Origin of the sequence: Mesorhizobium sp. LSJC269B00 (assembly GCF_000502815.1) — a bacterium.
GTDB lineage: Bacteria > Pseudomonadota > Alphaproteobacteria > Rhizobiales > Rhizobiaceae > Mesorhizobium.
Map to the genome: position 1 here is coordinate 111,691 of NZ_AYVN01000014.1, position 18,032 is coordinate 129,722.

The 18,032-nt window shown below is 61.1% G+C and carries 21 protein-coding genes; 9 read left to right on the plus strand and 12 right to left on the minus strand.

Annotated elements, in window-relative coordinates:
- The first annotated feature begins 62 nt into the window (after nucleotides 1–62).
- Complete coding sequence (gene msrA / locus X771_RS140230; RefSeq protein ID WP_023689881.1) at nucleotides 63–581, plus strand: peptide-methionine (S)-S-oxide reductase MsrA; 519 nt, start codon at nucleotides 63–65, stop codon at nucleotides 579–581.
- 19 nt (nucleotides 582–600) lie between these two features.
- On the opposite strand, the gene X771_RS140225 is transcribed toward msrA, so the two are convergent.
- Nucleotides 601–1,446, minus strand: a complete 846-nt coding sequence (locus X771_RS140225) for a glycosyltransferase family 25 protein (RefSeq protein ID WP_050587488.1) — start codon at nucleotides 1,444–1,446, stop codon at nucleotides 601–603.
- Between the two features lie 483 nt (nucleotides 1,447–1,929).
- Here X771_RS140225 and X771_RS140220 point away from each other — a divergent pair, with 483 nt between their 5' ends.
- Nucleotides 1,930–2,871 (plus strand): glycosyltransferase, encoded by a 942-nt coding sequence (locus X771_RS140220; protein ID WP_031203126.1) that lies wholly within the window; start codon nucleotides 1,930–1,932, stop codon nucleotides 2,869–2,871.
- Nucleotides 2,868–3,890 carry a lipopolysaccharide heptosyltransferase II gene (gene waaF, locus X771_RS140215; RefSeq protein WP_023689884.1) on the plus strand — a complete coding sequence of 341 codons (1,023 nt, stop codon included), beginning with the start codon at nucleotides 2,868–2,870 and terminating at the stop codon, nucleotides 3,888–3,890. The genes X771_RS140220 and waaF overlap by 4 nt, the downstream gene beginning before the upstream one ends.
- Before the next feature lie 83 nt (nucleotides 3,891–3,973).
- Here the strand turns inward: waaF and X771_RS140210 are convergent, their stop codons facing one another.
- From X771_RS140210 to X771_RS01000000165425, 5 genes are all read right to left on the minus strand, one after another.
- Nucleotides 3,974–4,168, minus strand: coding sequence for a hypothetical protein (locus tag X771_RS140210; RefSeq protein WP_023689885.1), 195 nt, complete (start codon nucleotides 4,166–4,168; stop codon nucleotides 3,974–3,976).
- Between the two features lie 425 nt (nucleotides 4,169–4,593).
- Nucleotides 4,594–5,205, minus strand: coding sequence for a GFA family protein (locus tag X771_RS1000000169915; protein WP_084566827.1), 612 nt, complete (start codon nucleotides 5,203–5,205; stop codon nucleotides 4,594–4,596).
- 160 nt (nucleotides 5,206–5,365) lie between these two features.
- Nucleotides 5,366–5,659: a hypothetical protein gene (locus tag X771_RS0134975; RefSeq protein WP_031203127.1), complete on the minus strand. Its 294-nt coding sequence runs from the start codon at nucleotides 5,657–5,659 to the stop codon at nucleotides 5,366–5,368.
- Nucleotides 5,660–5,672: 13 nt separating this feature from the next.
- Entirely contained in the window at nucleotides 5,673–5,840 is a 168-nt protein-coding gene (locus X771_RS1000000167385) for a Thivi_2564 family membrane protein (protein ID WP_023689889.1), read from the minus strand.
- A gap of 771 nt (nucleotides 5,841–6,611) precedes the next feature.
- Complete coding sequence (locus X771_RS01000000165425; RefSeq protein WP_023727873.1) at nucleotides 6,612–6,938, minus strand: hypothetical protein; 327 nt, start codon at nucleotides 6,936–6,938, stop codon at nucleotides 6,612–6,614.
- Nucleotides 6,939–7,212: 274 nt separating this feature from the next.
- Here X771_RS01000000165425 and X771_RS140205 point away from each other — a divergent pair, with 274 nt between their 5' ends.
- Together X771_RS140205 and X771_RS140200 are read left to right on the plus strand one after the other, a co-directional pair.
- The gene (locus X771_RS140205; protein ID WP_023671471.1) at nucleotides 7,213–7,449 is read left to right on the plus strand and encodes a hypothetical protein; all 237 of its coding nucleotides are present in this window, start codon (nucleotides 7,213–7,215) and stop codon (nucleotides 7,447–7,449) included.
- Nucleotides 7,450–8,214: 765 nt separating this feature from the next.
- Nucleotides 8,215–9,441, plus strand: a complete 1,227-nt coding sequence (locus tag X771_RS140200) for an anion transporter (RefSeq protein WP_031203129.1) — start codon at nucleotides 8,215–8,217, stop codon at nucleotides 9,439–9,441.
- Nucleotides 9,442–9,540: 99 nt separating this feature from the next.
- Here X771_RS140200 and X771_RS140195 read toward each other — a convergent pair whose 3' ends face one another.
- Complete coding sequence (locus X771_RS140195; RefSeq protein ID WP_023689892.1) at nucleotides 9,541–10,131, minus strand: TetR/AcrR family transcriptional regulator; 591 nt, start codon at nucleotides 10,129–10,131, stop codon at nucleotides 9,541–9,543.
- 82 nt (nucleotides 10,132–10,213) lie between these two features.
- On the opposite strand from X771_RS140195, the gene X771_RS140190 reads away from it, so the two are divergent.
- Entirely contained in the window at nucleotides 10,214–11,098 is an 885-nt protein-coding gene (locus X771_RS140190) for a crotonase/enoyl-CoA hydratase family protein (protein WP_031203132.1), read from the plus strand.
- Here X771_RS140190 and X771_RS140185 read toward each other — a convergent pair.
- From X771_RS140185 to X771_RS140165, 5 genes are all read right to left on the minus strand, one after another.
- Nucleotides 11,074–11,385 (minus strand): cupredoxin family copper-binding protein, encoded by a 312-nt coding sequence (locus tag X771_RS140185; RefSeq protein WP_023689894.1) that lies wholly within the window; start codon nucleotides 11,383–11,385, stop codon nucleotides 11,074–11,076. The two genes, X771_RS140190 and X771_RS140185, sit on opposite strands and share 25 nt — an antisense overlap.
- A gap of 10 nt (nucleotides 11,386–11,395) precedes the next feature.
- Nucleotides 11,396–11,920 (minus strand): DUF4142 domain-containing protein, encoded by a 525-nt coding sequence (locus X771_RS140180; protein ID WP_031203133.1) that lies wholly within the window; start codon nucleotides 11,918–11,920, stop codon nucleotides 11,396–11,398.
- 115 nt (nucleotides 11,921–12,035) lie between these two features.
- Nucleotides 12,036–12,704: an RNA polymerase sigma factor gene (locus tag X771_RS140175; protein ID WP_031203135.1), complete on the minus strand. Its 669-nt coding sequence runs from the start codon at nucleotides 12,702–12,704 to the stop codon at nucleotides 12,036–12,038.
- Nucleotides 12,705–12,807: 103 nt separating this feature from the next.
- On the minus strand, nucleotides 12,808–13,896 hold the full coding sequence (locus X771_RS140170; RefSeq protein ID WP_023689897.1) for an HPP family protein: 1,089 nt from the start codon (nucleotides 13,894–13,896) through the stop codon (nucleotides 12,808–12,810).
- 225 nt (nucleotides 13,897–14,121) lie between these two features.
- Nucleotides 14,122–15,291 (minus strand): cystathionine beta-lyase, encoded by a 1,170-nt coding sequence (locus X771_RS140165; RefSeq protein ID WP_023689898.1) that lies wholly within the window; start codon nucleotides 15,289–15,291, stop codon nucleotides 14,122–14,124.
- 178 nt (nucleotides 15,292–15,469) lie between these two features.
- Here X771_RS140165 and X771_RS1000000168360 point away from each other — a divergent pair, with 178 nt between their 5' ends.
- The 3 genes from X771_RS1000000168360 to X771_RS140155 all read left to right on the plus strand — a co-directional run bounded on the left by X771_RS1000000168360 (nucleotide 15,470) and on the right by X771_RS140155 (nucleotide 18,029).
- The gene (locus tag X771_RS1000000168360; protein WP_023684328.1) at nucleotides 15,470–15,661 is read left to right on the plus strand and encodes a hypothetical protein; all 192 of its coding nucleotides are present in this window, start codon (nucleotides 15,470–15,472) and stop codon (nucleotides 15,659–15,661) included.
- Nucleotides 15,662–15,750: 89 nt separating this feature from the next.
- Complete coding sequence (locus tag X771_RS140160; protein ID WP_023689900.1) at nucleotides 15,751–16,779, plus strand: amino acid ABC transporter substrate-binding protein; 1,029 nt, start codon at nucleotides 15,751–15,753, stop codon at nucleotides 16,777–16,779.
- A 62-nt stretch (nucleotides 16,780–16,841) separates the two neighbouring features.
- Nucleotides 16,842–18,029: an amino acid ABC transporter permease gene (locus X771_RS140155; RefSeq protein ID WP_023689901.1), complete on the plus strand. Its 1,188-nt coding sequence runs from the start codon at nucleotides 16,842–16,844 to the stop codon at nucleotides 18,027–18,029.
- Nucleotides 18,030–18,032 lie beyond the last annotated feature (3 nt).

Here is an 18,032-nt window from a genome sequence, read left to right on the forward strand (position 1 = left end):
TGAGATGCTGGAAGAAGCCAGCGACAATGCCTACCTAAGGAGCAATCCAATGGAGGTATGATATGGCGACGTCCACCGAACGTGCAGTCCTTGCCGGCGGCTGTTTCTGGGGCATGCAGGATTTGATCCGGCGCTATTCCGGCGTGATCTCTACCCGCGTCGGCTATAGCGGTGGCGATGTGCCCAACGCCACGTATCGCAACCACGGCAGCCATGCCGAAGCCATCGAGATCGTTTTCGATCCGGCCAGGATCAGCTTTCGCACATTGCTCGAATCCTTTTTCCAGATCCACGATCCGACCACCAGGAACCGCCAGGGCAACGATGTCGGAATGAGCTATCGCTCGGCGATCTTCTACACCAGCGACGAGCAGAAGCGCGTCGCCGAAGACACCATCGCCGATGTCGATGCCTCTGGACTGTGGCCGGGCAAGGTCGTCACCGAGCTTGCGCCGGTGGGCGATTTCTGGGAGGCGGAGCCAGAGCATCAGGACTATCTCGAGAAATACCCCAACGGCTATACCTGCCACTTTGTCAGGCCGGGCTGGAAGCTTCCGGTCCGCGAAAAGGCTGTTTCGTAACGCAGCCGCTATCGTCTGCTTATCTGGCGGTCGAACTATTCTTCCGCGCGATCGGTATGCCGGCCGCCTTGTTGAGGTGGCCGTGCTCGGGCTGCCCATAGATGAACGCGCCGTGGACGGGTTTGCCGTCGACCTCAGAGCCTGAGAACGCGACGGCCTCGATCTTCTTTGTTCCGGTCAGGCTCTGGTTTCGAAGATAGGCGAAGGTTCGCACCGCTTCTCCGACAATTCGATCGAGAAACGGTTTTGGCCGCCTCCCGGGCCGTCGCACGAGGCTTGGAAAGCGCTCTCGTCCCGAAACAAAATGGTGCTGTGCGCAAAGCGCCGGCATGATCTGATAGATTCGGTTGAGCGAGCAGGTCATGAATCCTGGGTGAAAAAGAACGAAGTCGACCTCTCCTCTCAGATGCATGGTCCTGCGCAGCAATCTTTGCGCTGCCGATCTGGAGATGACATAGCCTGCGGCGCCCGCGTGCAGGCCATAAAGTCTGGCAAGCGAAAACCCATCATCGAGAGCGACTTCCTTGCGTCCGACCCTCACTTTGGCAAAATGCGTTTCCAGCTTGATCACATCGGCATCGCGCGGCACCCATCGATCGGAAGCAAGCAGCGAGCCGGCGCCCGCGCCGAAAACGACGTCGTCCTCGAAAACCGCGCCATATTGATCCGCGCCGTTCGCAACGATCTCCCAACACGAGCGGTGGCTCAGGAAACAGCAAACCTCAGCAGCGCTTAGCGGGCTTTTGGCGACAGAGCAGCAATCGGGGCAATCGATGGCGGAGACACGCTCAAATGGTACTCCGATCCGGCCGAACTCGGACGCGACATGCGCCAGCCGATCGCGAGAACGATCAAGATTGATCACCAGACACCTCATCAGCGCCCCCTTGTCCGGTGATCAGTGAATATCACGTTCCCGTTATTGCACAAAATTTGCTTACGTGCGGGGCAGTGGGTAGCGGCGTACGGTGCCGCCGGTTGATTTTGGAGGTTGGGTGGACATTGACGGCGTCCCCCGCGTGGCGCGAGCCTTTACCCTGCGCGCCTAGACGAGTCGCCCTAGAAGCCGAAGAATTGCCGACCGATCATGTATCCGAGCGCGACGACCACAAGGGGAAACAGGGCGGGCGTCAGCCCACCAAGAGCGGAGGTCTTTGGCTGTTGCCTGGAGATGGTCCTGGGTGCATTGCCGAGATTCTTGGTCATCCGGTATAGTAGCAAGCGCTGATTAACGATTCCGTAACCCGATCGAGGCCGCCGCGGCTTTTTGCGTTTCTGGCGCGACCTTGACAATGCCCAGCCCGTGACGCAACTGGGCCGTCTTTGAGAGCATTGTGAGGCAAGGTCAATGCGGGTGACGCTCGTTTTGAAGGGCGTAATACCCTGCCGAGGTTACGGTGGGATTCAGCGTCAGGTCGAATGGCTGGCCACGGAGATGGCTCGTCTCGGACACGAAGTCGTGGTGATCGCTGGCCCTGGCTCCAGCCACCCGCTCTTCGAAGTCCGGCACGCTTCGACCGATGCCGAATGCCGGGCAGCCATTCCGCGCGACACGCAAATCGTCCACACCCATAGTTGGCCCGTCGAGGTGCCATTTCCAACGCTGAATACGCAGCGCGGCTTTATGCCGGACCAGCCCATGCCAGTTGCGAACTGGAGCTTTATCAGCGCCAATCATGCCCGCCAGCATGGGCGCGAGACATTCGTCTACAATGGCTTTCCGGTGGACGCCTATCGTTTGTCGGCTGCAAAGGGCGACCGCCTGCTATTTCTCGCCGGCATTGCACGATCAAGCAAAGGCCTCAACCGCGCCGTCGATCTCGCCAAAAAATTCGATTTCGGTCTCGATATCGCCGGTGGCTCGCGTTGGAAACTGCTGGGCCGAAGTCAGACCCGCCGCGAAGGGTTGTTTTTCAAGAGCCTTGGCAGGCGATACCGTTTCCACGGAATCGTTGACGGCGAGCCGAAGCTTCGCCTTCTCGGCGAAGCGCGAGCCTTCCTCAACCCCATCGCCTGGGAGGAGCCGTTCGGCAACGCACCGGTCGAAGCCATGTTGTGCGGCACTCCGGTGCTGACGACGACGCGAGGCGCATTGCCCGAGACGGTCGATGACGACAGCGGGCGCTTCTTTGAGACCGATGAAGAATTTGCGGCCGCTTTCGAGGCCGTCGCCGACCTTACGCCTCAGCAATGCCGCGAATCGGCCGCGACGAGATTTCCCATCCAAAAAGCGGCGCGCGGCTATCTGGATCTCTATGCCCGCATCCTTGACGGCGAAGCGCTTCCTTGACGACCGGCGATCCAATCCTCTTCGTCGGCTTCCCCGCGGTCGGCGACTTCGTCCGTTGCCATTCCGCCATCCAGATCATTGCCGCGCGATTTCCTGATCGCCCCATAGATGTCGTCACCTCGCCCGTTGCAGCGCCGCTGGCGCGCCTGATGCCGCATGTCAGGAAGGGCTGGGCGCTTGCCAAGCGTCATCAGCGCCCCGGTTTTGGCGAGCGCAGCCGCCTGGTTGGCGAGTTGCGCAAGGAAAATTACCGTACGGCCTATCTGATGACCAGCAGCACCAAGGCGGCGCTGATGGCGTTCATGGCCGGAATAGAGGAGCGCATCGGCTATCCGCAGGAGTTGCAATTCGGCCTCCTCAATCGCTTCCCCGCCGGCTGGTTGGCCCATCTATGGGCCTTCGGACCCCGCAAGACGCGGCTGTTCGAGGAGGTCTGCTCGATTGCCTCGCTTGGCGAAAAGCCGGCTGCGGGCGCAGAGTGGCCGGCGCCCCGGCTTGTGGTCGATCGGGCCGAACTGGACGAATGGCGCCAGCACAAGAAGATCGATGCCGACCGACCGGCACTGGCGCTCTATACTGCCGACATTGAGAATTTCCGCTCATGGCCCGTCGAGCGCTTCATTTCGATCGCCAGAGACCATCATGATCGCGGCTGGGCAATCTGGATTGTAGGCGGACCGCGCGAGCACGCCGGTGCCGCAAAAATCCGCGCCGCCATTCCTGAGGCAATCGACTTCACCTCGACCCCGTCGATTGCTGACGCGATGTGCCAAATCGCTGCGTCGACCATGTTCCTCGGGGTTGATGGCGGGATTTCCCACGCCGCCGCTGCCCTGAACGTCCCATGCGCGCTCATCTACGGGCTGAATCGCCCCTATGTGCATGGGCCTGTAAACAACCATGTTCGCTTTATCGAACCGCCGCTTTCGACGCCCAGCTGGGTCAAGGACACGCGCGGCGTCAGCGAAACTCGGGTGAGGGAGGTTCTGGCTGACCTCTCAGCCGGTATTGCCAACTGACCGGTGGCCTCGCCGGCCCCAAGCGTCTGATCAAACGCTCCGTGGGGGCAACCATAGCCCCGTTTCGGGTTTACCCCTTGACACTACCCCTTGGCCCTGCGGTTTTCGGGCTCGTGATTGCCGACCCAATGTGCACGGATGCGGTCGCTGGCTTCAAGGTAGGCCATGTCGATGAGGTAGGTCAGAAGCTTCTGGCCGTCGGCTTCGGCTTTCTGCCGAAGCTCCCGCAGCATCCCTTGCGCGAACTGCAGGTTCTCCATTTTGCTCGGCTGGTCCATTGGTGCCCCCCAATGTCTGCGCATGAACTTTGCGCTGACTATGCTTGCATGAAGATTGCCGTGAAGTGGATATTGCAGGTGCGGACCGCGATCCTGCGAAGGCGCTGGCTGCATGAAAGCCGCGCGATCCGGCTTCAAGATTCGCTAAACTATGTGACGGAAAGAAAATAAACAAAGCTTCTTTTGTACAAGACAGGAAGATTCCTTCAGTTCACACCACGAGATGCTTGGACAGCATAGTTGACGTAACGATATTGCGTGGTCTTAAGCTCTCGTTTCCAAACAAACGTAGCATCGTTGCAACCACAAGACGAATTCCAGCTGACCGGGGACGCTCCGTAGTCAATCGCCGGTTACAAACGGCATGGGTCTCAGCCCAGGGCTTTGGCCAACCCATCGTTCCACGGCAGCGCAGGCCGGATGATCTACCGCCCGCCTTGGATTGACGCCAAGGCGGGCTTTTTGCGTTTGGCTTCTGCCGGGTGAAATGTTGTCGGACCCGGTCCTGTCGGCATCGGGCGGTTTCGAGAACGATCTCCTGCCTGCCGGCTGTCTGCGCCGCTCGCGCTGGCCGACTTGCGTTGCGGCAAGCTAGACGGCGTCTCGACACCGTCAGAAATTGGTTCGGCTGTCCGGTTTGTCGGCTCGTCATCGACCCGGTCGTGCTCGAATTGCCGGGCAGCAGGCAAGGGTTGCAACCAGTGCTCACGGCGATTGACCCAGAGTTCATAGCTGGGCTCCAGCCCTTCGGTGGGCACCTCATCGAGGCTGCCAATTGTCACTTCCACCTCATTCTCCCGAACCAAAGGCACCCGGCCGCCGCAGGTAGGACAAAAACTTCTGTCGCCGTAGCTGTTGACGATACCCGTCGTTTCGAACGCCTCGAGCGGCCACACTCCAAACGTCGAAAAAGCCGACCCGCTAGCCTTGCGGCAGTCCTTGCAATGGCAAAGGCCAATCCGAAAGGGATCTCCCGTCACCGAAAACTGGATGCCGCCGCACAGGCAGTTGCCGCTCCGCCTTGTATCATTGGGCATGACCGCTCCTCCATCTGGTTGGGCATCACACCGCTACATCTTGCAGCGCCATGCGCACAATCAATTCACGCGCAGCGCAACGGTTCCATGTCGCCTCGCGCAATGCATTGTCTGGACCCGGCAGCGCCTGGCTACGACCGCCGCAAGGCTGCTGGATATGTCAGTTCGGGAAATCGAACACCGGTTCCCGGCACCAATAGACACGGCACTGGCCATCACGTGTCGGAACGGAGGCAGCGACCGGCACCTCCGGCCAGTCGCACCCGTTGCCGTATTGGCTGACATAGCGATCGTAAGTATTCCGGCCGGTCGTCAACACCGCCGAGTGATGGCTCTGGATCAGGCGCTGCGTCTCCTCGCAGGTCATCGAACGCGTGTCGGGTCGGGCGTAGGCCGTGCTTGTTGCTGCAAACAACGCCGTTCCAATGATCCATGCGATTGTTTGGGATGTCATGGCGATCCTTATCCTAAAATATGGCCAGGTATTTCAACAGCGAAATAATGCCGATAATGATGACAACGATCTGCGCGATCTGCCTCGTGCGGCCATCGAGCGGCAGACGCTGGATGAGATAGAGCACCAGGATGATCACCAGGAAGGTGATCAGAATGCCGATAAGTGCCGATGAAGCCATGTCCCTCACTCCGATTGGCCATGTCTGAAAAGAGTACGCAGCGGCAAACGCTCTGACCGTTGATTGGTTCCTGTCGATGCGAAGCCGCCGGCGCAACGTAAAGGCTCCGAAACAGCGTTCCGCGGCCTTTGAAGCTGAACGCCGATCAGGGCCTGTTTGCCGCACGGTTGTCGTTTACCGTCGGCGACACCGTTTCCAGGCGACTTGTTGCTGGCGTCAGGCGAGCTAACGGGAGAACCGCCTCGGGTTGACGGGGTTCCGACAAAAACGGCCTGAGTTGCGCTTCGTTGTCGACATTTGCGCAAGCCCTGAGATCCGCCGCCGCCCGGCGGGTGACCGCCTTTCGCAGGAGAACAATTGCCGTCCCAAGGGGACGACGGGAACCGAAACCTCGCACGTGCATTTCAGCTACCGCGGAACGGGCAAATCGAGCAGGTGGGGAATTTGGGGTAGGGGAATACGTCATCCAACATGCGGGGATTGGAATCCCAGGTGTCGGGCCCGCCAGTTTGTTGGAAGCGTTGCCCGTTGCAGCCTACACCATCGACACACAGGGCCGCATCACCTTCTACAACGAGGCCGCCGAACCTGAGTGGGACGACGCGCCGCGGTTTTGGCTCCGTCGTGCTCAAGCGGGTTGCACCACAAGCGCTTAGCGGCACCGGACAACTGGAATTTGGGGAACAAGGCGTCGTCTGGACGCTCAAAGCGCCGCTGAGCTCGGTCCAAATCTCTCTCGCGGATTTTGTCGATTGAAAGGCGGGTCGCGCCTTAGGACAATCCCAGCAGGGGAGCGGTTTGACCGCCTGTGGTGTCGGAATTGCCGATGCCAGACAGTTCGTGCTTATCGTCGGCAAGCGAAGTCAATCTCCCCGCCTCGACGGAGGTCAGTCCGTCCAACTCCATCACCGCGCCGTAGAGTTGGGCCGTCTGCATCACAAGCCGCTCGACATCTTCAAGGGCGACGTTCTCGTCCAGGTTACGCAATCGTATGTCCTCGGCAACCACCGCAATATTGACCATTCCGCGCGAGCGCAGCGCGCCCAGGACCCGTGAATTGAGATCCTCCCGTAGCCGAGCCGAATATCCGTAGCGCATGGAAACCTTCCTTTCAGGAGCCGGTTGTCCCGTCGTGGTCAAGATGCGCCAACGACCTTCAGATGGCAAGAAGAATATAAAATATTCTTAAGTAAATCAAGTAGTTAGCAGACTGCGCGGGTTGTGCTATCGGCGTGTCTTCCTCATCGTTGGTCTTCTATGTGAGTCACCCATCAGCCTCTCTTGACGCGCTGCACGGGGACCCCTAGCTATACTGCAATTGAGACACATACTAACTCACCATATTTTTTGGTCTTGACGGTTGGAGGCGCGAATGGCCGAGCTGGAACGACCCGAGCGACTGCAGATCATGCTGACAGCCGAGGAATTGGCTGCCTTGGAAAACTGGCGCTTCGAAAAGCGCATGCCAAGCCGGTCCGCGGCGGTGCGGGAACTGCTGCGGCGCGGCCTGGATGCGGATGGATTCCTGACTGCGGGCCAAGGAACTAAGTCTCAGGACTTTGGAATTCTGGGGAGCAGTGTGACTGGCGACGGCCAGTCGGGCGAGTAATTCGACGGCGGTTAGCCAACAATCGCTTTTCTGGAAGTGCCGCTACCAATTTATTGCCGTGGCGGAAACGCAAAGCGGGTCGGCTCTCGGCAGGGTACTGGTCTCAGCAGGGTACTCTTGGCGTATGGTTGCAAAGCCCGCTCCGGTTCGCCGGAGCGGGCTTTTTGCGTTTTCCCGACAGGAAATAGTCGCGATCGCTTCAGACACGCTCAAGGTTCTCTTCGCACTCCGTGCACGCGACGCTGTGACCGGGGCAACTGAGCCGGTGTGTTCCTCCGGGGCAGCAATGGCCGTTCGAGCTGGCCCACCGGGCACAGACAAACACCTTGCGGGTTCCGTGGCATTGTGGACATTCCATCGGACGCGCCAGCAGAGCCTCGTTCTCCGAGACACGGCATTCCCTCTCAAGAACCTGGACCATCTGATACCCCAAGGCCGAAATATGGCTAAGCATCCATACCCGGAAAGCCTAAATTAGAATTTAATTACATACGCCACGAGAGCCTTCCGAGGGGAAGTTCGCGGATGGCAATCTCAGGCCACCTGCAGTCCGCCGCGCGTGTCTCATTCCCAATCTCGGCCGTCTCAAGATCAAGCTCCGGTTGCTCCCGGCATCGGTCGACCCGCGATTTTGCACCACCGATTTTCGCATTCGGATCGTTATAGGCTTTCGCTTTGCTGGAGCGGCGTTAAAGCTGCCCGGCAAATGCCTGAGCGGGAACAGTCCGTTCCTGCGTCGGTTCGTTTGGACAAGGATGTCTGCCAATGACATTGATGGGCGCAGCGGCACTTTTGATCCTTGTCCTGACTTATGCCGGCGTCGCAATCGGGCGTATTCCAGGCCTCCGTCTCGACCGGGCAGGGATCGCCTTGCTGGGGGGTGCGGCGATGATCGCCATCGGCGCACTCAGTATGGAAGATGCCTATCGCGCCATCAATTTCGACACCATTACGCTGCTGCTCGGCATGATGATCGTGGTGGCGCATCTGAAGGTGTCCGGCGCCTTCCGGGCGCTTGGCGCCTACGCTATCGAGCATGCGCACGCGCCTTTCGTGCTGCTGGTGATGGTGACGCTGTTGACCGGCGTGTTGTCGGCGTTCCTGGTCAACGACGCCATCTGCCTGGTCATGGCGCCGATCGTCGTCCACGTCACCCGTGTCATCAATCGCAATCCCATTCCCTATCTGATCGCCACCGCCACCGCGTCCAACTGCGGCAGCGTCGCCACCATCACCGGCAACCCGCAGAACATGGTCATCGGCGCGCTGTCGGGAATTTCCTACCCAGCCTTTTCGGCCGCCCTGGCGCCGGTTGCCCTCTTCGGCCTCGTCGCGGTCATCGTAATCGTGCGCATCGTCTACCGCGCCGAATTCGCCCGCACCGCCGATCTCAACCCGGAAGTCTATCGCGGCCGCATGCTGCCGGGACAGGTGCTGAAGGCGGTGGTTGTCTGCATCGGCCTGGCCATCGCCTTCTTCGCCGGCGTTCCGGTTGCCAAGGCAGCGCTCATCGGCGGCGCCATCCTGTTGCTCACCCGCGCCATCAAGCCGGCACGCATCTACCGCGAGATCGACGGCCCGCTGCTGTTTATGTTCGCCGGCCTGTTCATCGTTGTCGCCGGCGCCGAAAAGACGCTGCTGACGCCCGACATCATCGCCTCGGCCAAGAACCTCGGGCTGGACGACGTCTGGCGTCTATCGGGCTTCACCGCGGTGCTCTCCAACATCATGAGCAATGTTCCGGCCGTGCTGGCGCTGCGGCCATTCATACCCGGCCTTGAAAACCCCGGGCGTGCCTGGCTGGTGGTGGCGATGAGCTCGACGCTGGCCGGCAACTTCACCTTGCTTGGCTCGGTCGCCAACCTGATCGTCGCCGAACAGGCGCGGGCGGCCGGCACGCAGCTGTCCTTCTCAGCCTTCTTCAAGGTCGGCCTGCCACTGACGCTGCTGACCCTTGCCGTCGGGACGGCATGGCTGGCGGCTGGATTCTAGAGCAATTCCAGGAAAAAGTGTGAAGCGGTTTTTCCGTCCGGAATTGCGTCAAAACAAAGAGATAGCGTGTTTCGCCGTCTCCACTAAACGGTGAACGCTCTAGCGGATAGTCGCCGATCCTGACCTTGCCCGAACCAGCGTTGCAGCTGCATGTCCGGCGGCCTCGACATAGTCGGGGTTGCGGTGGATCAGCATGATCGAGAACGCGCCGTCCATCAAAAGCACGATTTCGCGCGCCAGGGTCTGCGGCTCGTCGACGCCGTGGCCTGTGAGTTCGCCGGCCAGCCAGGTCTCGAAATTCTGCTTATGCCGCGCCCCCGCTTTAACGGCCGGGTGTCCGGGCATGGAAGCGAGTTCGGCTGCCGTGCGCAGAAAGCCGCAGCCTCTCCATTTCGGGTGCTTCGCCACGCGCGCCAGATTGGTGAAAATCGCCTCGACCTTGCGCTCGACACCGCCTTCGGCCGTCTCGAACCAGCCGGCCATCTGCTTGAGGTTCGGCTGGTCGCGACCGTCGAGATAGGCCGCGATCAAATCGTCCTTGCTCTTGAAATGATAGTAGAGCGTGCGCTTGGTCAGCCCGGCTTTTTCCGCCACTGCATCGACGCTGACGCGGCCGATCCCCTCGGCATAGAACAGCTTCGTTGCGGCATCGACAATGCGTTTGCGGGTAGGGCTCGGTGCTTCGCTCATACGGCAAGTATACCGACCAGTGAATATACATACAACCGAAAGCCTGATCCTCTCCGTCGACAAACACAGGGAAGGAAAAGACATGACCGAGCTTGTGCTCACCGAGGCCCGCAACGGGATCGCCATCCTCACACTTAATCGGCCGGAAAAGCTCAACGCCTTGAACTATGCGCTGATTGATCGCCTGCTTGCGCTCCTCGATGCCGCCGAGACCGACGACGCCATCCGCGCCGTCATCCTCACTGGAGCAGGAGAGCGCGCCTTCTCCGCCGGCGGCGACATCCATGAATTCTCAGGCAGCGTGGCCATCGGCGTCGACGTTGCCCTGCGCGACTTCGTCATGCGCGGACAGCGGCTGACGGCAAGGCTGGAGGCATTCCGCAAGCCCGTCATCGCCGCCGTCAACGGCATCGCCTTCGGCGGCGGCTGCGAGATCACCGAAGCCGTGCCGCTCGCTATCGCCAGCGACCGCGCCTTGTTCGCCAAGCCTGAGATCAACCTTGCAATGCCGCCTGCTTTCGGCGGCACGCAGCGGCTTCCGAGACTGGCAGGGCGCAAGAGGGCGCTCGAGCTGCTGTTGACCGGCGATTGGTTCCCGCCGCCGCGCGCCGTCGAACTCGGCCTCGTCAACCAGGTGGTGCCGCATGAGGAGCTGATGTCCACCGCAATTGATCTTGCCCGGCGCATGACCAGACATTCTCCTGCAGCAATTGCCTCAATCCTCACAGCAGTGGCGCGGGGCCTGAACCAGAGCATCGCGGAAGGCTTGGCTGTCGAGGCCGAGCAGTTCGCCCGCATGGCTCCGACCGCTGATCTGCGCGAAGGGCTGGATGCCTGGATCGCACGGCGCCAGCCGGGCTGTGACGGCTCGTGGACACACATCACCCGTCCGGATGAAGCCAGGCGAGCCTCAACGCAGCAGGACGGGCTTGCGGACCGGGATCAAGGCGCCGTCACGGCCACATGACCTTTCATGTTGGGGTGGAAGCGGCAGAAATATTCGACCGCTTCCGCCTTCCGCAGGGTCAGGCTCGCTGTTGTCTTCGGCGGGATCATCACTTCCCAGCCACCCTTGACGGTAGCCGTATGTGCGAACACGTCCTTGTTCACCCACTTGATCGTGTCGCCGACCTTCGCGTCGACGGTGGCCGGCGAAAAGACAAGTTTGTCGATGGTGACCTGGATGGTTTCGGCCTGCACGGGTGAGGTCCCGAAGACCAGCGCCAGTGCAATCCACAGCTGCCGTTTCGACATAGCCTGGTCCTTACTTCAGCATACCTCCAACATGCTCGGCGTGCTGTTCATGGCCCTGGAAAATCTTCAGGCCGGTCTCCAGCAGGCTCTTCAACTCGGCATTACTGGCCGATGGGATCAAAAGGGTTTCAAGCGCGCCGTCGACCTGTTTGTGGTAGGCGATCTCGTTGTCGACATAGGCTTTGTCAAAGGCTGCGCCGTCGAGTTTGGCGAGCTTCGCCCGCTCCTCGGCCGCAGCCTTGGTCAGCGCCTGGCTGGTTGCGTTGTCTTCCGGCGTCACCTTCAGCTTCTTTACCAGTTCCAGTGCCTGCGCGTTGACCGCTTCGTGGTCGCGCACCATGTCGTTGGCGAAATCCACGACCTCCTTGGTCTTCGATTTCTTGATCGCCTGCTTGGCGGCTTCCACATCGATGACGCCTGCCGTGTAGGCGATGTGGGCGATCTGCGGGTCCGTCGGCTTGTCGGCGGCTTGCGCGAGCGGGGCAGCGCCAAGCAGCAGCAAGGCAGCGAGGGCGGCGGTGTGTCGGGTAACCATGGCATCTCCTTCGCCCGGACGCGGGATCGAGCCGGGCCGTGTTTTTCAGTTGACGGTCATTGGATGCGCAGCGGCGGCAAACGTTCCCGGGGAAATCGGCCAAATCAGCCGATGATCAGCTCTCCAGGCCGAGCCGCTGCATGACGGCGCTGGTCAGGCTGTCGCAGCGCCGGCCGGCAAACGGGAAGGCGTCGAGCAGCACCGGCCCGATCTGGTCGTCGAGCGCCTTGCGTACCAGGGCGCGGGCGCGGTGTAGCCTTGTCTTGACGGTTTCCGGCCGCACGCCAAGCAGCTCGGCGGTCTCCTCGATACTGAGCCCCTCGATAACCCGCGCCACGAACACCGTCCGATAAACATCGGGTAGGCTGTCGGTCGCCCGTTCCACCAACTCGAGGATCTGCCGCTGCGCCATCGTCCGCTCCGGATCGTCGCTGGGATTGAGGGGGAACTGGATGATTTCGGCTTGCGGGTTTTTCGCCACCGTCCGCCGCCTTTTGCGCAGACGACCGAGCGCCTCGTTGATGACGATGCGCGACAGCCAGGTGGCCAATGAGGACTCCCCGCGAAAGGCATCGAGATGGGCAAAGGCTCTGACATAGGCCTCCTGGACGATGTCCTCGGCTTCGGCATCGTTGCGCACCACCCCGCGAGCGATGCGATAGAGCCGCTGATTATGGGTCTTCATGATGATGCAGAAGGCGTTGCCTTCGCGTGCCAGCGCGCGGCGCACGAGAAGCATCTCGCTTGAAGCAGCCGTGGGCATTGGTACAGACATAGCAGGCATGGCCAGTTCCTCGATCCAATCCCCGTCCGAAACCTCGATCAAGACATTGGATGACATCGCCGGCAAAAGGTTCCCGGCCATTTTCGCCCGGCTCCGACGGCGCCTAGAATACTGCTTCCGCCAGCGGCTTGTCAGCAGCCTGCACTCGCGCCGTGGCCGCAAGCAGGTCCGTCTGCGTGATCAGGCCAAGGATGCGGCTGTCCCCGTCCACGATGATGACTGCATGGGTGCGGCCGTCGGTGAGCACCGGTAGCAGGGCCATGGCGGGCGTAGCGGCGGCGGCGGTCGACGCTGTCGACGTAACGCTTCCGACGGCTTCGTCGGCTCGCGCCAATTCCCTCAATCCAACGGTGCCGACCAGCCTGGCGTCCTTGTCGACAACCGGCAGCGTGCGGATATTGTGGTCGAGCAGCAGATGACGCGCCCGATCGGCGGACGCGTGTTCATCGACCGAAATCACGTCGCGGGACATGATGTCCTCGCACAACATGGTTCGGTGTGCGCGCATCGTCGCTTGCAGTTCGACCTGTCGCAGTAGCTGTTCGAGATCGTTGCGGTCGATGTCGAAGGTCTCGTCGAGCGCAGCCAGCGCGGCATCGATGTCCTCGGCCCGGAAGCCGATGCGCTCCTGAGCCGGCGGATCGATGGTTCCGTGCGTGCTTTTCGGGGCAGGGGCCGGCACATGCGGGTAGCTGCGTCGCGACAGCCTGTGGAAAGCATAGCCGAGCGCGACCAGCATCATGGAGTTCAGCGCCACCGGCACGAACGGAAACAGGAAGCCCGCACCGATCACGGCCGGCCCGCCGAGCACGGCGGTCAGTGCGGCGGCTCCGCCCGGCGGATGCAGGCAGCGCGAGAACGACATGGCGGCGATCGCCATCGCCACGGCAATGCCCGTGGCGAGAACGGGCTGATGGACGAAATGGGCCACGATCACGCCGACCAGCGCCGATATTGTATTGCCGCCGATGATCGACCATGGCTGCGCCAGCGGGCTTGCAGGCACCGCAAACAGCAGCACCGCCGACGCCCCCATCGGCGCCACCAGCAGCGGCACATGCGGGCCATTGCCAAGCACCAGCGCGCCGATCGCGCCGGTCAGCGCAATGCCGATCATCGCCCCGATGCAGGCGATGAGGCGCTCGCGCAGCGTCGCGCCGGCGAGAATGGGGACAAAGAGACGAAAGGCCATGGCAAGCTCGGTCCGGCTGGAATTGTGCGCGCAGCGCCTGCAATGGCGTTGGACCGACGATTTTGAAAGTCAAACCGATCCGAAAAAGCGCGCATTGGGGAAATAACATTGCGCTTGGTCGACCCATGAGCGGCTTTGCGACGTCGATCGCCTGCGAAAGTCGCTCGCCAATCCTTTCAACGGGTTGGGCGGACCAGCGGAATCAGCTTCGCAAGTTTGCTGGTGTCATGCCGCAGCGGCCACTTCCAGCCCGCGCAGGATATCGGCCTTGAGGTCCTCGACATCCTCGAGTCCGATCTGCAGCCGGATCAGCGGGCCGTCATAGGGGCCCTTGGCGACGGTACGGTCGCCGAGGAAGACCGGCACGGCGAGGCTCTCATAGCCGCCCCAGGAATAGCCGAGACCGAAGATTTTCAACGCATCAAGGAAGGCATGCTGCTGTCTCTGGCCGCCGCCTTTGAGCACGATGGAAAAGATGCCGCTAGAGCCGGAAAAATCGCGCTTCCACACCGCGTGGTCGGGGTGGCTGGGAAGCGCCGGGTGCAGCACGCGGGCCACGCCGGGCTGGCCTTCAAGCCAGGTGGCAATCGAAAGCGCGCTCTTTTGATGGTGATCCAGCCGAACGCCCATCGTGCGCAGGCCGCGCAGGACTTGGTAGACGTCGTCGGGGCCCGCGCAGCAGCCCATCGTGTAGAACGTCTCGCAAAGCTGCTTCCAGCAGTTGGCATTGGCAGACACTGTGCCCAGCAGCACGTCCGAATGCCCGGCCGGATATTTCGTCGCCGCATGGATCGAGATATCGACGCCGTGCTCGAGCGGACGGAAATAGAGCGGCGTTGCCCAGGTGTTGTCCATCATGACGATGGCGCCCGTTTCATGCGCCGCCTTGGCGATCGCCGGAACGTCCTGCACCTCGAAGGTGTTGGAGGCCGGTGATTCCGTAAACACGACTTTGGTGTTCGGCTTGATCAAGCTGGCGATGCCGGCGCCGACATGCGGATCGTAATACTCGACCTCGACACCCAGCCGCTTCAGCATCGTGTCGGCGAAATTGCGGGTCGGATGGTAGACGGAATCGACAATCAGGATGTGATCGCCTGCCGAGAGAAACGCCAGCAACGGGACGGTCACCGCCGCCAGGCCCGACGGCACGATTATTGTGCCGGCGGAGCCTTCCAGCGCGTCGATCGCATGCGCCAACGCATCGGTGGTCGGCGTGCCGCGTGTGCCATAGGTGTATTTCTGGCTGCGCGCCGCCATCACCGACGCATTGGGATAGAGCACGGTCGAGGCATGCACGATCGGCGGATTGACGAAGCCGAAATAGTCGTGCGGATTGTTGCCCGAATGGGCAAGCCGCGTGTTGATACCCATTTCGTTGCCGTCAGTCGCCATTGCTCTTCGCCTTGTGGTGAAAGCGCTAGCCATAGAGCGGCGGCATTGGCCGTGCAACAGCGGGCGCCCGCCAGGCGGTGCCCTTTGCATAGGCCAATTCCCCCATGAATAGTCTGGAATGCGTGGCGATCCAGAGCCGCGGATTTCATGAGTGGATGTGGATTAGCGTCGACGGACTTTGCCGGTTTTATTTGCGGGGCTTGCTGCTTTCCTGATGCTGTTGTCTGCAATTCAGGCATTTGCGGCAATTGGTTTTCAAAGCTGTCGTGAAACGGTCATTTCCCTTGACCTCACAGAGATAATCGCCTTCGATGCAGTTCGTGAATGGGAGGGGCCGGGCGTCGGTTACGACGCGGGGTTCCGGGAATGAGCCGGATGGGAGCCGGGTTCACGCGGGAAAAGATCAGGATTTGCCTGAGGATCAGGGTTTACCTGAAAACAGAAAAGGGTCTGTGGGTTATGAAACACATTGCAATTGGCATTCTCGGTGCCGCTGCGCTTGGATGGATGGCTTCGGCCGCGTCGGCGACAACGCTCGACGACGTCAAGGCGAAAGGCTTCATCCAGTGCGGTACCAATACAGGTCTTGCCGGCTTCGCTGCGCCTGACGACAAGGGTGAATGGAAAGGCATCGATGTGGATTTCTGCCGCGCGGTCGCGGCCGCCGTCTTCGGCGACGGCACCAAGGTCAAGTTCACGCCGCTCAGCGCCAAGGAGCGCTTCACCGCGCTGCAGTCGGGCGAAGTCGACATCCTGTCGCGCAACACCACCTGGACCATCAATCGGGATACGGCACTTGGCCTGAACTTCGTCGGCGTCACCTATTATGACGGCCAGGGCTTCATGATCAACGCCAAGAAGCTGCCGGGCGTCAATTCGGCGCTGCAGCTTTCGGGTGCGGCAGTCTGCGTGCAGAGCGGCACCACGACCGAGCTCAACCTCGCCGACTACTTCAAGGCGAACAAGATGGAGTACAACCCGGTCGTCTTCGAAAAGCTTGAAGAGGTCAACGCCGCCTATGACGCGGGCCGTTGCGATGTCTACACCACCGACCAGTCGGGTCTCTACGGCATCCGCCTGACGCTCAGCGCGCCGGCAGACCATGTCGTGTTGCCCGAGATCATCTCCAAGGAACCGCTCGGCCCGGCCGTGCGCCAGGGGGACGACCAGTGGTACCACATTGTCAAGTGGACCTATTTCGCGCTGCTGCAGGCAGAGGAACTGGGCATCACCCAGGCCAATGTCGACGAGATGAAGACCTCGGACAACCCGGAGATCAAGCGCGTGCTCGGCCAGGAACCCGAAACCAAGATCGGCACCGATCTCGGCGTTAGCAATGACTGGGTCGTCAACATCGTCAAGGCAGTCGGCAATTACGGTGAGATGTTCGAGCGCAATGTCGGCACCGGCAGCCCGCTGAAGATCGCGCGCGGCATCAATGCGCTGTGGACCAAGGGCGGCCTGCAATACGCGCCACCGATCCGCTGATCGAAATGCGATCCGGAAGGCAGATTGTCTGCCTTCCGGTTTCTCTTTGCAGGGGATGGGCAATGGCGTCGCAGGAAGTCCTACGCGAGGAGCCGAGCCGCGGTTCCTTCATCAACGATCCAAAAGTCCGTGGAGTTGTCTTCCAGGCGGTGGTTGTCGTCTTGCTGGTGGCGAGCGTCTGGTGGATTGTCCACAACGTCATCGACAATCTGCAGCGCCTGCACATTTCTTCCGGGTTCGGCTACCTGAAAAGCCGTGCCGGCTTCGATATCTCAGTCAGTGCCATCCCTTACAACTCGGACGACACCTATGGCAAAGCCATTGTCGTCGGGCTGATCAACACCCTCATCGTCGCCGTTGCCGGCATCATCACCGCAACCATCATCGGCTTCATCGTCGGCATCGGCCGCTTGTCGCACAACTGGCTGATCCGCAAGATCTGCACGGTCTATGTCGAGATTTTCCGCAACATCCCGCCGCTGCTGGTGATCTTCTTCTGGTATTCGGGCGTGCTGGCGGTCTTGCCCGTGGTGCGCGAAAGCATCAACCTGCCATTCGGCTCTTTTCTCAACCAGCGCGGCTTCTATCTTCCTCGTGCCATCTGGGGTGATGGCTCCTGGCTGATCTTTGTCGCCTTGCTTGTCGGCATCGCCATGGCATGGTTCGTCGCCCGCACGGCGCGCCAGCGGCAGATGGCGACCGGTCAGCAGTTTCCCGTGTTCTGGACGTCCCTGGCGCTGATCGTCGGCCTGCCGCTTCTGGCCTATGCGCTGAGCGGCTTTCCCCTGACCTTCGATTTTCCGAAGCAATCGACCTTCAACCTGGCCGGCGGTTTCCACATCGGGCCGGAATTCCTTTCGCTCTATCTGGCGCTGTCCTGCTACACGGCCTCCTTTATTGCAGAGATCGTGCGTGCCGGCATTCTCGGCGTCTCGAAGGGCCAGTCGGAAGCGGCTGGTGCTCTGGGATTGCGGCCGGGATCGATCCTGCGGCTTGTCGTCGTGCCGCAAGCCATGCGCATCGTCATCCCGCCGCTGACCAGCCAGTATCTCAACCTGACCAAGAACTCATCGCTGGCCATCGCTATTGCGTACCCGGATCTGACGGCGACCGCCGGCACAGTGCTCAACCAGACGGGGCAGGCGGTCGAAAACGTGCTGATCATGATGGTCGTCTATCTCGTCATCAGCCTGGTGACGTCGGCGGTCATGAATGTGGTCAACGCCAGGATGGCGCTGGTGGAGAGGTAAGGC